Consider the following 21115-nt stretch of genomic DNA (forward strand, 5'->3'; position numbering starts at 1 on the left):
AGAACTGCCAACCAGGGACTTCTCCAAGCCAAAAAAAGACAAAGAGGAGCCCTTGTTGACAGGCTCCTCCAAAAAACAAAAAATTATTCAATTTAACATTATTAAATATATTATAACCGTAATATAAAAGACTGTAAACATGATACGCCGATAATATACAATATGCAAATTTTAGAAATTGCAGAATCGTCTTCGCTATTTTAGGTAGAACACTTCGCGTAAAGGCAACATTGGCACCTCATCATTGAAATCAAATGATCCTTCAACCATCTTTGAGGTAATGGCATTCCATCGGTTGCAGGCGTCGCTTTTGGCAATATAATTGAAAGCTGCTTCGGTATCCTCACATTCAAAGCAATAAAAAAACTGATTCCCATTCTGAAAGATAGAATAGTTAGAAATACCAGCCTTACTGTGCTCCTCCAGAACTTCTGGCCATGGATTTAAATGCATCGCTACATACGCTTCCAGACATTCTTCCCTCACCCGCCATGTCCAAGCCATTTTATTGCTGCTCATCTGTTCATCCTCCTAGAAATGTCCTCTACTGTACATTATAAGAATCAAATACATTGGATACCTATTATTGTACCTGAAGGTAACAGTCCAAGCTATGAATATCTAGCCTTATGCTTTCTAAGCATTAATTCCCGCTTCACTTGGGCGGAGAATGGCAGAACCTATCGCCAGCAACACTGCCGCCATAAGGCCTAAGATCGCAAAAGGTAACCATAACTCATTCCAGCCCCCGCCGGTTGCAGCGATGTCGATCGCTTGAATGGCCCATTTTTGCGGAACAAAGTTAGCTGCCTTCTGCATATAGTCCGGCATAATGGATAAGGGCCAAAAGCAGCCGCCAAGCATACAAGTCGGTGTGATAATTAGGGAATTCAGCATACCCGCATTATTAGGATTTCGAATTAATCCTGCCACCGTACTCGCGATCCCCATGGACACCAGCATAAATGCCGCAAGAACGAGGAAATATAGATAGATTGGAACTTCATAATCATAATGCAGCACCCAGCGACCTAAAGCCAGCACTACGAGGATCTGAATCAATCCGACCATGAAGCTGCCCAGAAAATTACCAATCGCAATTTCATAAGAACGAACCGGAGCACTGAACATCCGCATCATGGTCCGGCCTTTTCGATCATCCATAATTAGAGATACAGAACTCGTGACGAGGCTCATGAGGAACATTAACGTTAAGCCTGTTACGACTCCCAGTCCCTCCCGAGGATATAAATTATAATCGGTTCGGATGCTGCCAATACTGTGCTGTTCCGCTCTTTGCATAACAGTAGTAAACTGTGCGTCATCGTCGCTAGATCCTTCATTAGCTGCTCCAATGATTGTGGCGGTACTCCGCATTTCATCCGCAATTGCGCTCGCTTTTAATTTAATCATAACGGAAGTTTCATTCGTCTTCAGCTCATACACACTAATTTGTGGCTCTTCTCCGGCAAGGAGTGCCGAGGTGAAGCCTGCTGGGATTAGAATCCCCGCTTCTCCATTCTGAGCAACTACGCCTTCCCTTAAAGCATTCTCGTCAGCTTTTTCTACAAATTTATATTCTCCGGAATTGTTTAATTCAGTTAGCAAGTGCTTACCTGCAGTCCCGTTATCCATATTGGAATACAGCACAACAGCTGGGTTCTCCCCTATCGTTCCAGTAACGGAAACAATACCGGCGAGCACAATACAAGGAAGCAAAATATATATGAGCACACCCTTCCTAGTACCAATGGTTCGTTTCACCATGTTCCAGCCAATTGTTAAGATTTTATCCATGATAACCCACCTTCCGGTACGAAATGGCCGCTGCACTGAACAACACAAGACAGATCAGCGATAACACTCCCAAATTCGGCATGATTTGCGATACATCGGCATGCAGCATCATTTTCAAGATTGCTTGCATGGCCCAATGATTAATCGTGAAAGCCCCTATAGAATTCACCCATGATTCTGGAAGAGGTGCCATGCCTCCACTAATAAAGGTCATACTTACTGTTAGCAGAGTTACGATACTCCTTGCGCTTGCTCCAGTCTTGCTGAACATAGAAATAACGATAGATAATGTCATGGAGGCCACGATCATCAGCAGGCAAAATAGGAACAATAAGCCCGGCTGATTCCCCCAATTCACCCCGAAAAGCACATTCGTTAGAATAATAATGGCTGCGCACTGCACTATACTTACAACACCTACGCCAAGCATTTTACCTATGAATAATTCAGATCCTTTAACGGGCATTGCGTTTATCCGGAAGAGGGTATGATTCTCTTTTTCATTAAAAAGAGAAGTACAAACCGTCAAGCCGCTATATAGCAGAAACATCAGCATCATGGACACCGCATAGAACTGTGAAGAAGTATACGAAACCCCTCCCTCACTCAGTTCTCCAAGCTTTACAGAAGGCAGATTACTGGTAGAACTAGATGCCATAACGTTCATAGCTGCCGGACCCAGTGTCATCGCCACAGACTGCTTATAATTAAGACTCCTCAGAAAATTATCGAATACCGTCCCAGCCACCAGGTTATCTGTACTTTTTTTACCCAGTATAAATTCCAGCTGTGCTTCTCCACCGCTCTGTACCTTACTATCAAAGCCTGGCGGGACAATCACCGCATAACCATATTTTCCTGTTCGCAGACCGCTTTCTGCTGCATCCCGACTATTTACGGTAATCGGGGTAATGATATCCTTAAGCTCAGATGATTTTAACAAACTGTCCATCATCGACGAGCTCTCGTAACCCTCCCCAGAAGGATTAACAACAGCCACTCGAACAACATCAATCGTAGAGGGACCTTTGTCACCAACGACACCGGAGAGGGAAGCACCTAAGAGAAAGATCAATAACAGGGGCAGTAAAAACATATTTAATATCATAGAACGTGAGCTAAATAGTCTTCGCAGCTCATAGATCATAATCGTCCAAGTATTCATCAGAATAATCCCCCCCTTTAATCTCTTAAGGTCCTTCCGGTCAAGTTTAGAAACAACGTCTCCAGATCAGGTTCTTCAATATTTAGCGAGCCGATAATCCCTTTATGCTTAGCAAAAATAAAAAGGATGTCCTGTAGCTCCCCTTGTGAAGAAGGAAGATACAGCTCGACTACTTCCTCCTTTGCTTCTACGCGTCTAATTCTAGGGTGAAGCGTCAACTCTTGGACAAGCTCTGGTGTGACATTAGTGGCTTTAATGACGATTTTTTCTTCCTTGGCAACGCGTTCCCGCAGTTCTTTTTCCGTGCCGCAAGCAATGATATGCCCTTTATCCATAATGGCTACCCGATCACAAATGGCCGCAACCTCCTCCATATAGTGACTGGTATAAATAACTGTTGAGCCGAGTCGATTGAGCTCTTTAACTGATTCAAGGATATGATTACGAGATTGCGGATCAATCCCCACGGTAGGTTCATCCATAATAATCAGCTTAGGACGATGCATAATCGCGCAGGCAATGTTCAGACGTCTCTTCATCCCTCCGGAGAAGGTTGAGGGTTTCTCTTTGGCTCGGTCGCTAAGCCCTGTGAACACAAGAGCTTCTTCTACCCGTTCCTTCAAGAGCTTGCCACGCAAACCATACAATCTTCCGAAAAAGGTAACGTTATCCGCCGCTGACATCGTGTCGTATAAGGCTAACTCCTGTGGAACCAAACCAATTCTTTTCTTCACCTCAAGCGATTTCGAGGACACAGGCAGACCGTCGATCACAATGTCTCCTCCGTCAATCTTAAGTAGACCACAGATCATACTGATCGTTGTACTTTTACCCGCTCCGTTCGGGCCCAACAAGCCAAAAATTTCTCCTTCTTCTATCGTCATATTTACATGATCTACTGTTAGCTTACCTTCATATCGTTTCACCACATCGGTTAATACGGCGATTGCCATCCGTTCATCTCTCCTGTCATTTACGCTTTTATAGTTCCAATTCTAGCTTAAAGCGAATGTTCAAGGAGGTACGAAAGGTCATCTTTTGAAGGTGACTTAAGTCATCTCCTGAACTATATTAGTTGAACTTAAGATTTTTCTATTAAGGTAAGTCCGTGACTGCGGTGAATGTTTTTTAGTTCAACTTATATAGTGAGAAAATATGCTAAGATTAGAAAAAAACATAAAGGATGACACAGGCGTGACTAGAGAGCTAGACCTATTGCGTTACTTACTCATCATAGTTCCTGCATGTATTAGCATTTACATCTACCCATATGCCGACTATGGGATTTTCACGTTACATATTCTGATGCTTCTATTCCTTGTAGTCATGGTGCCAAAGCTGCCCCTGTCCTTTCATGCCTTGATAAGCATTGTGGAAATACTGTTCACCGCCTGGTTATGTTACCAGTACGGCAGCATAATGATTTTCCCCGCGATTTCAGCATTGCTTTATTATTCTAGACTTCAGCCTCAAGCAGTGCCTCTCGTGTTTACGGTTGTGCATCTGATTACCTTAAACATCGCGCTCCGGGATTCCCCACAGCTTATAATCACTATCATCAACATTATGTTTCTGCTCATTGCTTATCTCAACGAATTGCTACAGAGGGCGGGGCGGGGCCGTGAGAACACCCTCCATCTATACGACGAGCTGCGAAAAAAGCATTTCGAGCTGGATGAAGCCCGCAACCGACTGCTGGAGTTTAACGCCCAAGTAGAAGATGCAGCCGAGTCCAAAGAACGGGTTCGTATCTCCCGCCAACTCCATGACGATATCGGCCACCGTCTCATTCGTATTAAAATGATGATGGAAGCTGCGTTACTTACCTTACCCACCTCCCCAGAGAGCGGGATGCAAATGATGGAGCTCATTCGAGATCAGTTGTCAGCCAGCATGGACGATATGCGCTCCGCAGTGAAGCGTATCAACTATACGCCACAATTAGAGGGCGCTTACGCGTTAGACCGACTGCTCGAAGAGACAGGGCGCGATACAGGAATTGAGACCTCATACCAAGTGCTTGGGATACCTTATCCGCTATATCCTAGTATTCAAGTGATCTTGTATAAGAACGCCCGGGAAGCCATAACCAATGCCCTACGTCATGGAAAAGCAACAGCCATTTGGATTGAAATCTACTTCAGCGATACTGGAGTTACTATGGAGGTCAGCAACAACGGGACAGTTCCCGAAGGCAGTAAGCTAAGCAAACTACCGGAAAGTGGAGGGGTGGGAATGAAAGGAATGTTAGAACGAACGCAGCTGATTGGCGGAACCTTGGAACTACTGCAGGAGCCACATTTCACCATTGTTACGCGGTTGCCCATTTATAAGCAGGGAGAGATTGTATAGGGAACGTAGGACTCGAGGCAAAGATGAAATCTAAATTATGAAAAAGGAGCCACGCTAATGATTAAGGTGATGATTGTAGATGACGATCCTTTTATTCGTCAAAGTCTGCAAGTGCTGCTAGGGATGGACCCCGATATTGAAGTGATCGGAGCGGCAAGTGAGGGGAATGAAGCCTTGCGTTTGCTTCAAGCGGGGGACATAGCCGATGTGATTCTAATGGATATTCGGATGCCCGGCTGTGGTGGGGTTGAAGGGACAGAGAAGATTAAGCAGGCTTTCCCTCAAGTTTCGATACTGATGCTAACCACCTTCGATGACGATGAGTATATCATTGAAGCGCTTCGCAACGGAGCCAGTGGATATTTGCTCAAAAACATACCGCCAGACCGTATTATACAAGGCGTCAAAACAGTCCATGAAGGTAATATGCTGATTCACCCTGATATTGCGCGCAAGCTTGCCACCTTTCTACAGCCCGCTGCTCGCCCTGAATCTCCAAAGGTACAGCCATTGGAATCTTTTGGACTAACCAAAATGGAACTGGCCGTTGTCGCCTCTATCGCTGAGGGGCATAGCAACAAAGAAATCGCCGGACAGCTGTTTCTTAGCGAGGGTACGGTCAAAAATTACATAACAGATATTCTGAGTAAATTAGAGCTGCGGGATCGGACGCAGATTGCTATTTTTTATTTGAAGGGTGGGCGGGGATAGGAGTTCTACAAAAAAGCCCGGACTCCATATTTCCAGAGTCCGGGCTTAACTTTATCTATCCTTCTGCCGATTCCTTCTTGGCTTTATCGACTTTATCGACTTTGTTCTGTTTGATTCGCCCAATCGGAAGATTCCGGCTGCGAGTACCTGTCTTCATCGCAATGATGCTGAAAATGCTAGAAGGCTTCGCCTCCGCAGTAACTGCTCCATCTGTCTCCGGTACCAGAATGATCCCGAGCTGATGATGGTCCCCGTCGTAGATCGGGCTCTGAAGGTATTTACTCTCCCCTTCACGGTTCTGCACCTCCAGCTTGCAAAACGCTGGATTCATGCGCAGCGCCTCATGTAGCTGCGCGGCATCGGTCAACAGAACCCCGTTGACCTTCAGTAAAATCTCGCCGGGCAAGATGCCCAGCTCCTGCCCGGGACTGCCCGGCAGCACGGCCAGCACTTTGCGGCCGCGCGGTGGATGCACGAAGATGGGACTGATGCTGCGCTCTTCCAGAGCGCTGTACCAGCTTAACCCTTCGTGCAGCACCATCGCTGCGAGCGCCGCGAGCAGGGTCAGCGGGCTCCACCAAGCGGCAAGCAGGCTTAAGCCGAGCAGGACGATGCTGTACATCAGCAGCCGTCCTGAAGTGCGGGCCGCCTTGCGCCCGGGCAGCATGCCCTGCGTCATCTCGCTGAAGCCAATGATGACGGGCAAAGAGACCATGCCAAGCCCGCCGCCCAGCAGCGGCTGCCATGGCAGATCCGTTCCTGCGCCCGAAGGGATCAGCAGGAACAGCGGCAGCGGCCAGAAAGCCTGCAGCTGATAGCCGCCGACAACCATGCCGCGCTTGCCCTTCAAGAAGAGGGGCGTCGCAAGCTTTGCTCCTTGCCAGCGGGCCAGCAGCGCCTCCGCCATGTGCAGTAGCGCAGCTAGCACTAGCAAGGCGGGAATATCCATCTCCCGTATGGCTGTTGTAATATTTCCGACCGTTCCACTATGTAAGGCATCCGGAAAGAACGACAATACAAATTGAACAACGCCTAGCAGACCTATAGAATAGGCGAAGCACAAATACCGCACACGCAATAGCGATAGCAATATACTAACTACCCAAATGCAGGCTACAGCTGTACCTGATAAGGATACCCCTAACAATATGGCTGCAATAGACACCACTAGTCCCATTACCAGCCCGCTCCACACCGTTCGCCACGTTTCTTGACCCCAGCTATGTAACTTCACATGAATCAGCTTACGTTCTAATGCCACCTGCCGACGGTAATACAACGCAATAAATATAATAGCAATATAGTAATATGGCTGGATCAATAAGTGTAAGAACGCCGTGCCCAAGCTTCCTAATAAATCCTGAATCACATTCAAACTGTTCGTCACACTCCTTTTCTTCCCTGAATATTAGCCCTTAATCTTTTTAACAGAAAAAAAGAAGGCTGAATTCAGCCTTCTTACTTTTTCGACGCTGCCGCCTTAATTTCCTTCTGAATTTCAGCAATCCCTCTATTCCGTTGGTTGTCGTGGGTAGGATCCTGGATCACCTTGATCAGTGCCACCTCCAGCGCCTCCGCGGTCTTGGCATCGATCATCCCTGTGACTTGAAGTTTCGCTTCACTCTGGAATTTCTTCACTGCATTCTTAGTGCCAGTATCGAAATAGCCATCTTTACGACCAGGCTTGTAGCCTAAGCCATCCAGCATCGTCTGCGCACTCTTTACATCACCGTTGTTCATGTTATATTGCAGCGTCACGCTCTTGTTAATCGGAGCCACTGAGAAGTAATCCGGCTGCGCTACCGCGATATCCGGTTTAATTCCCTTTCCGTGGATCCATGTGCCGTCCGGTGTAAGCCATTTAGCAATGGTAACCTTCAGCAAGCTGCCATCTCCAAGCTGTTTGTCAAAACTTGTCTGCACCGTGCCTTTACCAAATGAATTATCACCAATCAGCTTGGCTCCCGCTGACTGCTGCAAGGCACCCGCCAATATTTCCGAGGCGCTCGCGCTACCTTTATTCATTAGCACTACCACTGGATAAGCCTTGCTCGACCCCTTGGAGGTGCTAACTTCGCGTTTTTTATCTTTGTATTCTATTTGAACTATATTTTTACCAGCTGGAACGAACTCCTCAGCCATCTCAATAACAATCGGGAGGACACCGCCTGGATCATTACGGACATCAATAACCAACCCCTTCATGCCTTGCTTCTCCAGCTTCCCAAGCTCTTCCTTGAATCGTTCTGCGGTATTTAGGGAGAACTGAGTGACCTCGATTACCCCTACTCCGTCTTTTTCCATAGTTGAGTATACCGTCTCAAGCTTCACATCATCCCGGGTAAGAGCAAACTCCAGAGGCTCTACAGAGCCAGAACGTTGTATTTTCAAAGTGGCCTTACTGCCTTTTGGTCCGCGTATCTTCGCAACAGCCGCATTTAGGTCCAAGCCTTCTAGCGATTCTCCGTTAACAGACAGGATGATATCTTTGGCCTGAATCCCTGCTTTTTCAGCAGGTGAACCTTTGATTGGGGAGACCACGACTACCTTGCCGTTATCCGAAGAAACTTCTGCACCGATACCTGAAAAGGAACCCTCTATGCTCTCTTCAAATTTCTCAGCTGTTTCTTTGCCCATATAGTTGGAATAAGGATCGCCTAGCGCTTCCATCATACCGTTGACAGCACCATCTATCAGCTTCTCCCGATCTACCGTCTCGTAGTAATTGCTCTCAATCAAACTGAGCGCAGTCCCAAGCTTCTGGGATTCCTTCTGCTGTAGACCTGCAACCTGCAACGCAGAGGCCAATCCTTGTCCTGCAGCTTGTCCAAAGACATGAGTATAACCCGTCACGCCCAAGGTTACTAAGCTACCGCATAGCAGGGCGGCGATAATCATAAACGCCGCGGTGCTTTTTTTTAACATGATGTTCCCACCGTCCCTTCTTGTCCATCTTGTAAACAACATCCTAAGTCCGTCCTGAAAGGTACGGTATCTCTTCCAGTATATGCCGTACAATCAAATAATATGAGTGATAAGTTCGTTAAAAATTAGAGATAAGGCATAGGATTCACTGTCTTACCATCAATCCGCACTTCAAAATGAAGGTGAGGACCCGTTGAATTACCTGTGGAACCAGATTCAGCAATCACATCTCCGCGATTAACTTTATCCCCAGAACTAACCCTAATACCGCCTTTGCGGATATGTCCGTAGAGGGTCCAAACCCCGCCTCCATGATCAATAATTACACAATAACCATAGCCGCTATACCATTCAGCTACGATTACTGTTCCGGAATCAGCTGCATGAATACTGGTTCCTTGTGGAACCGCAAAATCGACCCCGGTGTGTACTTTACCCCTCTCACCTGTGATCGGATGTGTCCGTGGTCCATAAGAGGACGAGATCCTTGCTGATCCTACAGGAAGTAGAAACGGTCCATCTCCACCTGAATATCCCGTTTCACTAGAGCTGGAGCTAGAACTACTGCTTCCCTTACTAGCTGCAGCTGCAGCCTTCTTGGCAGCCGCCGCAGCTCTACGAGCCGCTTCCGCCTTAGCCGCTGCTGCTCTGCGAGCGGCTTCCTCTGCCTTAATCTTATCCTTTTGCGTTTCCAGCGCAGAGCGTTCGCTTGCCAGTTTGACCAGCTTTTCATCCTGCTCTTCACTTAAATCATCACTTTCTTGAATTTGCTTATCATAGAATGCGATAAGCTCCTGTTTCTCAGCTTCTTTCTCCTTCAGCAGACTTCTCTGTTGTTCCAAAGAAGTATACAGCTGCTTGGCTTGGGCATATTGCCCTTCAAGCTCTTGTTTCTTCTCTATCACCGTCTGCTTGTCCAGCTTATGTTGAACTAACAGCTCCTGATCCTGATCCACAATCATCTTAAGTGAATCCGCGCGATCCAGAAAATCAGCGAAGCTTGTCGATGAGAGCAAAACATCCAAGTAAGAAACCGCTCCATCGGTATACATCAAGCGAACACGGGACCCCAAGACTTCCTCTCTGGAGGCGACTCGCGCCTCTGCTTTATCCAATTCCGTTGCAGTAACATTCAAAGATTGTTCTGTGTCGGAAATTTTGGTAGAGATTTCGGTCATTTTGCCCTTAACTTGATCCACTTGCTGTAAGACATATTGCAGATTGAGATTCGTCTTATTCTTATAATGCTGTGCTTCCTGCGTTTGGGACGCCGCTTTCTCCTGCTGCGCCTTAGCTTCCTGCACCTCTTTTTGCAGCTGCTTTAGCTGCTTGTCGATTTCGGCAACACTTGTTTTTTTGGCATATCCATCAGAGGTCTGGAATATAGTGACAGCTAGTAACATTACGGCTAGTCCGGCAGCAATCTTCTTCAACTTGCACTCCCCATCCTTCACTTTTTAATATTAAACTTTCAAGAACCTACGAATAGAAACCGTGCTTCCCCAGACGCCGATCAGCACGCCTAGTCCAACTAGTACACCAACGACCAGCATCCAAATACTATCGAACGGAATTAGCTGCAATTGGAGCATAGGATCTCCCTGTACAGTCGATTCCAAAGTGCTGTAACCCAAATACAAGACAACGGAGGTAATGAGCGATCCGATCAGACCGATCAGTGCTCCTTCTATAAAGAAAGGCCAGCGAATAAAATAATTTGTCGCACCTACGAGCTTCATAATGCCAATCTCCTTACGACGAGCAAGTATCGTAACCCGAATCGTATTAGAGATGAGGAACATAGACATGAGCCCCAGACCTGCTACAAAAATAAAACCAATGTTCCGTACAGCGCGGGTTATTTTGAACAAGGTTTCGATCGAGCCCTTGCCATACTTCACTTTATAAATAGGCTGCTCGGTATGTGTCTTGTTGAGTGCTTCGATCTTCTCAGCCACAAAGGCTACCGTAGTAGGTTCAACAACTTCTACCTTAAGCGTATCTGGGAGAGGGTTATTGTCTTCATCGAACCCTTCCAGAAGCTCAGCTGCGTCCTCACCCATGTCTGCACGGAGATCTTTAAGCCCTTGGTCCTTGGAGATGAACGTAATCTTGCTGACCTCCGGCATATTACCAATTTCAGTCTGCAAAGTCTCACGCAGCTTCTGATCTACATTTAGTGCCAAATGCACATTAATCTGTACCTGACTGTCTGCCCCATCCGCTACGGCATTCACATTAAGAACAAGAAGAATAAATACACCTAGGACAAAAAGAGAGACAACTATGGAAGTGATCGAAGCAATCGACATCCAGCCATTACGGAATACGCTTTTGAAGCCTTCCCGCATGTGTCGCAAGAAGGTCTTAAAACTCATAGCCATATTCCCCTCTCGCCTGGTCTCTCACAATGTTTCCGTTCTCAATCGCAAGCACCCGCTTGCGCATTTTATTCACGATATCTCTATTATGGGTAGCCATTACAATGGTTGTTCCACGAAAATTAATTTCGTCCAGCAACTGCATAATGCCCCATGAAGTCTCAGGGTCTAAGTTTCCTGTAGGCTCGTCCGCAATAATAACAGATGGGTTGTTAACGATAGCCCGGGCAATTGCAATCCGCTGCTGCTCTCCACCTGAGAGCTGTGAGGGCTCACGATTTGCTTTATTTTTGAGTCCAACCAGATCGAGGACTTCATTCACACGTTTCTTGATGACCTTCTTCGGTGCTTCAATAACTTCCATGGCAAAAGCAACATTCTCATACGCTGTCATCCTTGGCAATAACCGGAAATCTTGAAACACAACGCCGATATTACGGCGCACATATGGGATTTTACGTTGTTTAAGCTTCCCTATGTTAAAGCCTCCCACAGAAATTTGACCTTTAGTTGGCACTTCTTCTCTATAAATCAATTTCATAAAAGTAGATTTACCCGCGCCGGATGGACCGACAACATACACGAATTCATTGCGGTCAATTTTTACTGAAACTCCTTGCAGTGCGTGAGTTCCGTTAGGGTACGTCTTCCATACATCTTGCATTTCAATCATTTTCTCACTTCCCAATTATGACATTTTCCACTTGTGTGAATCGACAGAGTCCAGCTTAAGTTTCCATAAACTTCAATATTTCCGCAATGTATCTATTGTAACAAATCTGTAACCGATTGAGTACCCCGTAACTGCCCCACTATTCGAAAGTTTTGTAATGTCTGTACATATACATATAAAAAGCACCTACTGTGCTGCTCGCAGAAGCCATCCAGGAAGGAGATTATTCATGAAAAAAATCCATCTTACCCTCATAATAGTCATTGCACTCATTCTTATAGGCTCATTAATCTATGGGGGATTTCAACTATATGGCCATAAAAACACGCTTCCAAAAGGTACAACCCTTGCCGGATGGGAAGTGGGCGGGCTGAATATCTCAGAGGTACGTTCCGAACTGGAGAACAAGCTACAGGCCCTTGAATCTATCCCCCTTGTGTTGCAGGTCGAAGGGAATTCTGAGCTTACCCTCAAACTTAAACAAGCTGGAATGACCTATGAAGCCGCTGCTTTTGAGCAAGGTCTACAAGATCTTACAGAAGGGCGGCTATGGGATCGGGTAAAAACCCGGTACAACTTCCCCCAAAATTGGAGTCTTGAAGCCCATCTGGATATTGCTCAATTACAGTCCATCCTGAGTCCCGCTTGGGAGAGAGAATCCTTCGGAGATCCTGTGGATGCTACACGGCGAATTACCGGAGATGATCGTGTAATATATACGTCTGAAAAGACTTCCCTTGAAGTGGACTGGACAGGAATGGTGACCTCACTATGGGCTGCTGCCCCCACACGGTTTAATCGTCTGATCACGCTGCAAGAAAAGGGGATTACACTGGAAGTTCCTTTAACCATATTACAGCCAGACATCACTTTAAACGCTTTAAAGGAGCAAGGCATTGAGCGAAAAATCATGCAATTCAGTACTTCTCTCGGTGCAAGTGGCCCTGGGCGAATCTACAACGTTGAATCAGCGGCCAAAGCAGTGAACGGAACCGTGCTCCCACCTGGAGCCGTTTTTGACTATGGCAAGGCTATTGAAAAAGCAAAAATTGAATATGGCTTCCGAGAAGCGCCAGTCATTGTGAACGGTAAGCTTCAAGCCGGCATCGGCGGCGGAATCTGCCAAGTTTCCAGTACGCTGTACAATGCCGCTCTGCGCACCGGACTGGAGATTGTGGAGCGCCGCAATCACTCCTTGCCGGTCAACTATCTACCCAAAGGCCAGGATGCCACCTTCGCTGAAGGCTATATCAACTTCCGTTTTCGCAATACGACTGGCAAATATCTAGTCATTAAAGCGGCTGTGCAAGGCCGATCACTAACGATTAAGCTCTTCGGTACTTTTCCGAAAAATGTTACATATAAGGTCCATTCACAAATCGTAGAGGTGCTGCCTCCAGTAGACAAGTATGTAAACGACCCTTCCCTCCCTCGTGGCGGCTCACGCGTTATACAAAATGGAAAAACCGGATATGTTGTTGAGACTTACAGCACCCGGTTTGTTGACGGTAAATCCACTGAGGTAAAGAAATTATCGCGTGACGTGTATTACGCTCAAAAACGATTAATCGCTATCAATCGTGGAGGCGTAAGCAAATCTGTTATTCCAGAAACACCTAGAAAGCAGTTAGTAGAGGATGGCGTTCGAAGTGAATAAATTACCTACAAAAAAACGGTCAGACCTCGTGAGGTTCTGACCGTTTTTGCCTGTGCATCTATTTTACCTGTAGATGATCTTTGTCGCCTTTAAAATTTACGATTCGGGGGTACATTAGAAATAGACCTATAATCAGAAAGGATGAACATCATGTCAACAGCTCTTGTAAATGATCTTTCTAATATTGTCCGCAGTGCCCCTGCTATTTTTGCCTCACGTACTTGCAGAGAAGCCCTTCGCGTCATGTTCCAGCACCCAGAATCCAAATGCATCGTCGTCTGTAACGCCACGAATGAACCGCTTGGATTGTTAATGAGCGAACGTTTCTTTTTAAAAGCCACAGGAAGATCAGGAGTAGATCTGTTCTACAAAGAGCCTGCCATGAAGCTTATGAACAAAACTCCACTCATATTTGATATTTCTACTCCACTTGAATCCGTATTAGATACTGCTATGAGCCGCCCAGATCCTATGAAGAATGATTGTGTCATTATTACCCGCAAAGGTAAATTCGCAGGTGTTGTATATATCTCTGACCTGAAGCGCAGTTAGTTCATAGCCCCTGCCATCCTCTTTCCTCTAATACCTTCCCCTTTCCTCAGAAAAGAATATCCGGTGACGTGTCGATTCTCCAGTATCCCTCCACTTTCTTCAGCTTCACATACACCGACTCACTGCTTTCCTGCGCATCTGGATAAGGAACGGTCAGTTCAAATTCAGCGGTTGTTGCAGTTTTGGAGAGCATGCGGGCGGTGGCTTTTTCATACATCAATAGATTGCCCACATCTGCATTAACCTGCGACATTCTTCCGTTATACTCCAAAAATTGAGTCTGCACATAATATGCCGCTGCATTATGAGTGTAGGCTTTTTTTATGTAATTCATCAGCTTCGTCTTTGTGCCAATGTCACTGGACAGATAACGGTACTCCTGAGCTTTATACGTGAAGGTTTCTATCGGGAAGATGTTTCCGCCTTGATTACTATAGAAATAAAGAGCTCTTGCATGGACTACCAGCGGAATGATGCTTTTCACCGTCAAATTATTAATGGTAGCAGGGCCCTCTTTCCCAGGGGCAGATACAGCCACCTTCTTGATTTCGGCACTCCCTGCTGACGGCGAAGCCGCCATAGCTCCCCCACCTGCTGAGATAAGGCCTATGGAAAGGGCCAACGAACCAATCATCCACTTTTTGTTCATTCGGAATTCCTCCTTTGTCATCCAAGCTAAAACGCCTTCGGCGTCCCTAAAGGACGGTAAGCGTTTATGCGAGAAATATAAAAATAATGTAAAGCGTGAAACGTATACTTTTTATATTTTGAAAAATACAGGCGATAGCCACTGTTTCAGCTTATGCACCCCGCAAGCTAAAATACCCAATAAACAGTAGGATGAAAACGCATTTATATATTTTTAGTAACGAATAAACTCCACCCTCCTGATTTACAGGAAAAATGGAGTCGCATAATGGTGTTATTGCAATGGTTAGAGATCTAATTCGATGATGGAGTGACAGCCTCATAATAAGCTGTGAAAGCTACGTTAGCAGTCAAAATACTTTCAGGGCTGTTCGCAGAACGCTCTTCATAGGATTGCTGGAAATTAAATGAGTCTACATTCACTATACGGGACAGCTTCTGCAACTCGTCCATCCATTGTCGTATACCCGTATACGTACCTTCTATTACTGCATTCATTTTAATCTGTTTAACCGTCGGGAACAGCACTTCAGCCGAGCCCGTCATTTGCTGAATCGGATTAGCCTCATCCAAAATAAAGCTGACGTCCTTTAAGCGTGCTTCTGAGGAAGTGCTAACGCCCCATAAATCAACAATCAAGCCTTCGCTGTCATCGCCTTTCGGGAGTGCTGCCAGGAGCTCCTGTTGTTCTGAATCCACAGAAGTAGCACTGCTTTTTAGTTCATTAATTTTAGTTTGGAGAATCTCTGCTTCTTTTTCCAGCTGGCTAACCTCGGCGTTCTGTGCGGATATTTCCTTATTGGTCGGCTGAACACCTAACATATAAAAGGCAAACAGCATCAAGAACAGAATCAATACACCTATTACGATTGGAGAACGATACTTATTAATCTGTTCCATCGCTGTTCACCTCCTCTTGGCTTGCATCTGTTCCAATTTCCTGCTGCTTATTTTCTACTAAGTTTACTTTATAAATGGCTGTATACATAGTAAAAGAAGTGTTTGCATCCGTTGTTCCTTCGGTCAGCTTCAGAATCGGTGCGTCCACCGTAAAAGACATTTGGCGTAGTTGTCTCAAATAACTGGAGGCATCTACCATAGTAGGTACATTTACAGTCAGATCAATAGCTGTTCGGTAGGTGTAGTTAATGTCACGGATAAAAGCACCCGGTGGTAACCCTTCGACTAATTCATCCAGAATCGGAACAGCAATTACCTTATTGTTCTGAATCTCTGCGATTGCCGTCTTCCGATCTAACTGTCCGGGTCCGCTGTTCTTAAGTTTCCCAAGCTCTACCTGTAGCATTAAACTGCGATCCTGTAAACCTTGCAGCTCCTCTTTACCATTAGAAATTTGACCCTTATTAGCCGAAAAATAAATCCCCGTCCCAATCGTTCCCACCAGCCAGATCGCCACAAGACCCATGGTCACATAGGGGAATAATAACGTCTCCCGATCCTCTCTTGGCAGTAGGTCAATCGTGTCCACGCTGATGACGCTTTTCAGGGCTGTCCCTGCTGCTACTCGGTAATCATTTAGCTCAAGATCAGATACAGCATCGTTACCCATCTGGTCTAGACTTATCGGTGTAATGTCGAGTTCTGCCAGCGACTGCTGAAGCTCTAGATCTAGCTGTTTACGAATGGATGGGGCACCTGTTATAACTAAGTTTTTAATACGAGTCGAGCCATCGTGCAAGCTGTATTGGTAGAAGCTGAGCATCCGTGAGATTTCCGCAGTGATTTCCACCATTTGTTCCGGTGATAATTGCTCTTCCACAGCAACTGCTGTTTCTGCCAAAACCTCACTGTCTGCCATGAACCCCAATGCCGCAACATTTCTACCCTTATGCAGATCAAGCAAGTTAATCGTACGAATGAACACCGGATTTCCGTTTCTGAACATGTAAACGTCCATGACGGATGGCTCTAAATTAATTAGCATCGTTTCTGCAAAGCTTTCCCTATGTCCAGTGGTTATACTGCGCGCCAAGGCGGTTGCCGAAATTTCAACACTGCTTATACGGAGGCCCGCACGCTCCAAAATTTCCACATAATCCTGTATCGATTTCCGTGGAGCGGCAAATACGAGTAAATGACTATGCTCCTCATCCACTTCGAGCGTCACATAGTCATAAACAGGATTTTCAAATGGTAAATGCAGCCCCGTCTCCACTTCCAGCTTCACGAGCTGCTCTACCTGCTTATCGTTGGTACTTGGGATGCTCATTTTGCGGATGATGATCTGCGAAGGTGGAATAGACAAGGAAACCTTACTGCCCCTTAGCCCTTCCTTCTTCACCCACTGTCTTACCCGATCAAAAAGTGCCTCGCTATCCGCCACCTGATTCTCAATGATCATGCCTGGAAGGAGCGGGAGATACCGTTTTTTGCGGACTTCCCATGACTGTTTATTCTTAAAACTAATATAACGAATTCCGGTAGCTTCAATTGAAATTCCGGCCACTTTAGGGCCTAATCCAAGCATATAATCGATGTCCTCCTATCCGATGAGCGAGAGATACGCGCCAATGATGTGTGAACCATATCCGTAACTAATTAATGCCCCTATTGCTAACCATGGTCCAAAAGGAATCGGTTGTTTTCGTTTGATGATTCCGAGCAGCATCAGCAGTCCTCCGACCACACTTCCAAGCAGACAAGCCATCAGAAAAGCCAAAATAACATTAGGAAATCCAATCACTAAGCCCAGCAGCGCAAATAACTTCACATCCCCGGCACCCATCCCACCTAACAGAACAAAGGGGATCAAGACACCTCCACCAAGTACAGCTCCCAGCAAGTGATGCCATAACGGCCCCTCTGGAAAGAGCAATACAAGAATGAGCAGGATCGGCAAAAAGAACAGCAACACCTTGTTCGGAATCAGCATGTACTTCAAATCGGCAATCGTCACAATGACCGCCAGACTCACCAGAATGAATCCGAGAATCCCCTTCCCCGTCAGACCAAATTGCATGTACACCCATAGAAAAAGCAAACCCGTCGCCGCTTCTCCTAGTGGATATAAAGGCGACACCCTTGTGCCGCAGTAACGACACTTGCCTCCTGACAGCAGGTAGCTTATCACCGGAAACAAATCACGCGCCTTCAGCTGCGTATTGCAGTTCGGGCAATGTGACGGTGGATTAAGCAAAGATTCCTTAGCTGGCACCCGCAGTGCCACTACGTTATAGAAGGAGCCTAGAATCAGGCCCAGTAAGGTGATGTAACTTGCGATGATTATCGTCATGGATGTCCTCTGTTGGCTTTTGGATTTTAAAAAAGGAATCGGGAAGTCCGATTCCAAGATGGAAAATATATTCTATGGATAGAAATAATTCTTATTTTTTAGCGCTTAAGACACTAACAGCTGGGAATTTTTTCAGATCCGGTGTTGTATTAGTTCCAACGTCTAACGTAACAGCGTCACCATCTGAAGTTGTAGTATCCACCAACTGACCTGTAGTAGTACTAAAATTAACAGTTCCCTTAATAATCTCAGCTTTTGTACTAGGAAGATAAATTTTATCTAAATAACCTTTAGTTATGATCTCTTCAACTTTTACCGATCCTGCAGTCTTAAAATCCCCATTATTCTCACCCATTACATATAACCTAGCAGCATCATAGACTTGACGAGCCGTTGCCACATCAGAATCCTTTTTTGCACCGGAAATTACATTTCCAATCAAAGGTATCGCAATAACCGCAATAATCCCCAAAATAACGATAACCGCCAGCAACTCGATCAGCGTGAACCCCTTTTGATTTTCCTCTTTACTTAATCTTCTTTTAATCGCTTGTGCTAACATTTGTTTTCCCCCTCTAAGTGGTGTGTGGTAATACAGTTTATATCTTTTATTTCCGTGAATCCCGCTACAATGCTCGTTCTTCCTTGTCTAGCGCCAACAAAAGCTCTGCAATCCTGCCCCGCCTCCCCGGCGTCACCCCTCTCAATATCTTCAAGGAACCGTAAGGTTCACATATTGCCGTACAGACTGAACATCGGCAGCATAATAGCGGCCACAATCACACCTACAACACCTGCTAGAAAAGCAATCAACAACGGTTCAAGCAGCGACTTCAGACGATCAACGGTATTCTCCACGTCCATCTCATAGAAATCAGCTACCTTAGACAACATCGTGTCGAGTGCCCCCGTCTCTTCACCAATCGCAATCATCTGTGTAACTAGCGGCGGGAAGACCCAAGCTTTTTTTAGCGGCTCAGATAGTGGATTTCCTTGTCGCAACGAATCGCCCGCACTTCGGATGAATTTCCCAATCACCTTATTTCCGGCTACTTCCTCTACAATCACCAAGGATTGCAGAATCGGGACTGAGCTGGCATAAAGAGAAGAAAAAGTACGCGTAAACTGAGCAATCGAGCCTTTTTGATTCAGCTTGCCGAACACCGGAATCTTAAGCTTGGCATAATCGAGTGCGTAGGCACCCTTTTCTGTATGTTTTGTAATCTGAAAAGCTATCACTAGGAGAAGAACTCCGAGTATCCAGAAATACCATTGCCCTTGAATGCTTTTACTCAGTGCCAATACCATCTTTGTAATCGCCGGAAGCTCTGCATTCATCGATTCGAACATCGTTACAAACTGTGGAACAATCGCCCAGAGTAGGTATATAACCGCTCCAATCGCCATAACCCCGACCGTAATCGGGTAAGTGAGCGCAGACTTGATCTTCTCTGTCGTGGTGTGCTGTTTCTCAAAAAACATCGCCAGCCTGTCCAAAGTTCCCTCAATATCACCGGATTCTTCACCTGCTCGGATCATGCTGACAAATAGCTGCGGGAAGATTTTTTTATGATCCTGAACGGCTTGTGAGAACGAGATCCCGCGCATGAGGCTAGAATTCACATCTACTAACGCTTTGCGCAGCGGCTTACTCTCAGTTTGCTCTGCCAAAATACGCGTTGCATCCACAATCGACACCCCAGCACGCATTAGCGTGGCGAACTGCCTACAATAAATAATGAAATGAAGCGGCTTAACCGGATTCCCGATATAAATGTCCATCGATAGAATCGTTGTTTTTCGTTCGATCAGCGAGAACACTGTAAGCCCCCGCTTACGCAGCTCTTCCATCGCCGTAGGCTTATCTGTTGCGGTTAGCTTTCCTTTAATGGACTTACCTGCGGTTGTCTTTACTTGATATTCAAAAAGAGGCATCAGTTACCCACCTCCGTCATAAATGCTTTTACGGCAGTCGAGTCAATCAGACCTTGAGATAAATAGTCGCGGATACTCATGTCCAACGTATGCATGCCTTGCGCGCGTCCGGTTTGCATTACATTTTTAATCTGATGTGTCTTTTCGGTACGAATGAGATTGGCTACGGCAGGTGTATTCACTAAGATCTCTGTTGCACATATCCGCCCCCGTCCCCCTGCTCTTGGAAACAACCGCTGACTGACAACTGCCAGTAATACTGAGGCTAGCTGTGAACGAATCTGTCCCTGCTGATGACCCGGAAAAGCGTCAATAATTCGATCAATCGTCTGTGGTGCGTCTGTTGTATGTAAGGTGGCCATCACAAGATGACCTGTCTCCGCGGCAGTAACTGCTGCTGTAATGGTCTCCAAATCCCGCATCTCTCCAACGAGAATAACATCCGGATCCTGACGTAACGCGGCACGAAGTCCGCTCGCAAAGCTAGCTGTGTCGCTACCCACTTCACGTTGATCCACTAGACAGGTTCCGTGACTATGCAGAAATTCTATAGGATCTTCAAGTGTCACAATATGCTTGCTTTCGGTCTTGTTAATGTAATTCAGCATAGCTGCTAACGTAGAGGATTTACCGCTGCCCGTAGGGCCTGTAACTAGAATCAAACCTTGTGGTTTGAGTGACAAAGTGGACAAAATCGGAGACATCGACAGCTGTTCCAGACTCGGAATCTCTGCAGGAATGGCCCGGGCAGCGATACTAATCTCACCCCGCTGACGATAGACATTCACCCGAAATCTTACGCCGCCATCCAGCGGATAAGAGAAATCCACCTCACCTGCATTTCGAAACACTTCATTTCGTTCACTGCCAAGCAGCGCTTCTGCCATTTCTGCCGCTTCATCGGCTGTTACTGGTGCACCCTCAAGTGGGTGAAGCATTCCATCCATACGTATCACCGGAGACGAGCCTACAGAGATATGTAAGTCGGAAGCTTTGGAGGAGTAAGCCGTCTGCAAAAGCTGTCTAATATCCCGCGTATACGTTGGCATCCGCTGCTCCCCCTAGA

The 21115-nt window shown here is 46.1% G+C and carries 20 protein-coding genes; 4 read left to right on the plus strand and 16 right to left on the minus strand.

What is annotated here, in order from left to right; translation table 11 throughout:
• Positions 1-195 precede the first annotated feature (195 nt).
• From ACN6KS_RS27955 to ACN6KS_RS27970, 4 genes are all read right to left on the minus strand, one after another.
• Positions 196-519, minus strand: coding sequence for an L-rhamnose mutarotase (locus ACN6KS_RS27955; RefSeq protein ID WP_094870868.1), 324 nt, complete (start codon positions 517-519; stop codon positions 196-198).
• 117 nt (positions 520-636) lie between these two features.
• Positions 637-1797, minus strand: coding sequence for an ABC transporter permease (locus ACN6KS_RS27960; RefSeq protein ID WP_094870870.1), 1161 nt, complete (start codon positions 1795-1797; stop codon positions 637-639).
• Positions 1790-2962, minus strand: coding sequence for an ABC transporter permease (locus ACN6KS_RS27965; protein WP_094876530.1), 1173 nt, complete (start codon positions 2960-2962; stop codon positions 1790-1792). The genes ACN6KS_RS27960 and ACN6KS_RS27965 overlap by 8 nt, the downstream gene beginning before the upstream one ends.
• Before the next feature lie 17 nt (positions 2963-2979).
• A complete protein-coding gene (locus tag ACN6KS_RS27970) occupies positions 2980-3915 on the minus strand; it encodes an ABC transporter ATP-binding protein (protein ID WP_094876531.1) in 936 nt (311 codons plus the stop codon).
• Between the two features lie 241 nt (positions 3916-4156).
• On the opposite strand from ACN6KS_RS27970, the gene ACN6KS_RS27975 reads away from it, so the two are divergent.
• Both ACN6KS_RS27975 and ACN6KS_RS27980 read left to right on the plus strand, forming a co-directional pair.
• Entirely contained in the window at positions 4157-5314 is a 1158-nt protein-coding gene (locus tag ACN6KS_RS27975; protein WP_440960915.1) for a sensor histidine kinase, read from the plus strand.
• A 57-nt stretch (positions 5315-5371) separates the two neighbouring features.
• Positions 5372-6025: a response regulator gene (locus ACN6KS_RS27980; RefSeq protein WP_440960916.1), complete on the plus strand. Its 654-nt coding sequence runs from the start codon at positions 5372-5374 to the stop codon at positions 6023-6025.
• A gap of 55 nt (positions 6026-6080) precedes the next feature.
• Here ACN6KS_RS27980 and ACN6KS_RS27985 read toward each other — a convergent pair whose 3' ends face one another.
• The 5 genes from ACN6KS_RS27985 to ftsE form a co-directional block, all read right to left on the minus strand.
• Positions 6081-7400, minus strand: coding sequence for a PDZ domain-containing protein (locus tag ACN6KS_RS27985; RefSeq protein WP_440960917.1), 1320 nt, complete (start codon positions 7398-7400; stop codon positions 6081-6083).
• An 83-nt stretch (positions 7401-7483) separates the two neighbouring features.
• Positions 7484-8950 (minus strand): S41 family peptidase, encoded by a 1467-nt coding sequence (locus tag ACN6KS_RS27990; RefSeq protein WP_440960918.1) that lies wholly within the window; start codon positions 8948-8950, stop codon positions 7484-7486.
• Between the two features lie 125 nt (positions 8951-9075).
• Positions 9076-10383, minus strand: coding sequence for a murein hydrolase activator EnvC family protein (locus tag ACN6KS_RS27995; protein ID WP_440960919.1), 1308 nt, complete (start codon positions 10381-10383; stop codon positions 9076-9078).
• A 30-nt stretch (positions 10384-10413) separates the two neighbouring features.
• A complete protein-coding gene (gene ftsX / locus ACN6KS_RS28000; RefSeq protein ID WP_094870884.1) occupies positions 10414-11328 on the minus strand; it encodes a permease-like cell division protein FtsX in 915 nt (304 codons plus the stop codon).
• Positions 11318-12004 (minus strand): cell division ATP-binding protein FtsE, encoded by a 687-nt coding sequence (gene ftsE, locus ACN6KS_RS28005; protein WP_094870886.1) that lies wholly within the window; start codon positions 12002-12004, stop codon positions 11318-11320. The genes ftsX and ftsE overlap by 11 nt, the downstream gene beginning before the upstream one ends.
• Before the next feature lie 229 nt (positions 12005-12233).
• Here ftsE and ACN6KS_RS28010 point away from each other — a divergent pair, with 229 nt between their 5' ends.
• Both ACN6KS_RS28010 and ACN6KS_RS28015 read left to right on the plus strand, forming a co-directional pair.
• On the plus strand, positions 12234-13661 hold the full coding sequence (locus ACN6KS_RS28010; RefSeq protein ID WP_280787242.1) for a VanW family protein: 1428 nt from the start codon (positions 12234-12236) through the stop codon (positions 13659-13661).
• A gap of 150 nt (positions 13662-13811) precedes the next feature.
• Positions 13812-14213 (plus strand): CBS domain-containing protein, encoded by a 402-nt coding sequence (locus ACN6KS_RS28015; protein ID WP_341135853.1) that lies wholly within the window; start codon positions 13812-13814, stop codon positions 14211-14213.
• Between the two features lie 46 nt (positions 14214-14259).
• Here ACN6KS_RS28015 and ACN6KS_RS28020 read toward each other — a convergent pair whose 3' ends face one another.
• The 7 genes from ACN6KS_RS28020 to ACN6KS_RS28050 form a co-directional block, all read right to left on the minus strand.
• The gene (locus ACN6KS_RS28020; RefSeq protein ID WP_179281624.1) at positions 14260-14862 is read right to left on the minus strand and encodes a DL-endopeptidase inhibitor IseA family protein; all 603 of its coding nucleotides are present in this window, start codon (positions 14860-14862) and stop codon (positions 14260-14262) included.
• 293 nt (positions 14863-15155) lie between these two features.
• A complete protein-coding gene (pilO, locus tag ACN6KS_RS28025) occupies positions 15156-15761 on the minus strand; it encodes a type 4a pilus biogenesis protein PilO (RefSeq protein ID WP_440960920.1) in 606 nt (201 codons plus the stop codon).
• Positions 15748-17349: a pilus assembly protein PilM gene (gene pilM, locus ACN6KS_RS28030; protein ID WP_440960921.1), complete on the minus strand. Its 1602-nt coding sequence runs from the start codon at positions 17347-17349 to the stop codon at positions 15748-15750. The genes pilO and pilM overlap by 14 nt, the downstream gene beginning before the upstream one ends.
• Before the next feature lie 15 nt (positions 17350-17364).
• Positions 17365-18114 carry a prepilin peptidase gene (locus tag ACN6KS_RS28035; protein ID WP_440960922.1) on the minus strand — a complete coding sequence of 250 codons (750 nt, stop codon included), beginning with the start codon at positions 18112-18114 and terminating at the stop codon, positions 17365-17367.
• A gap of 91 nt (positions 18115-18205) precedes the next feature.
• Complete coding sequence (locus ACN6KS_RS28040; RefSeq protein ID WP_280787248.1) at positions 18206-18676, minus strand: type II secretion system protein; 471 nt, start codon at positions 18674-18676, stop codon at positions 18206-18208.
• A 167-nt stretch (positions 18677-18843) separates the two neighbouring features.
• A complete protein-coding gene (locus tag ACN6KS_RS28045; protein ID WP_440960923.1) occupies positions 18844-20049 on the minus strand; it encodes a type II secretion system F family protein in 1206 nt (401 codons plus the stop codon).
• On the minus strand, positions 20049-21098 hold the full coding sequence (locus ACN6KS_RS28050) for a type IV pilus twitching motility protein PilT (RefSeq protein ID WP_440960924.1): 1050 nt from the start codon (positions 21096-21098) through the stop codon (positions 20049-20051). Before ACN6KS_RS28050 ends, ACN6KS_RS28045 begins: the two co-directional genes overlap by 1 nt.
• Positions 21099-21115 lie beyond the last annotated feature (17 nt).

Origin of the sequence: Paenibacillus nitricinens, from assembly GCF_052056485.1 — a bacterium.
GTDB lineage: Bacteria > Bacillota > Bacilli > Paenibacillales > Paenibacillaceae > Paenibacillus_AQ > Paenibacillus_AQ nitricinens.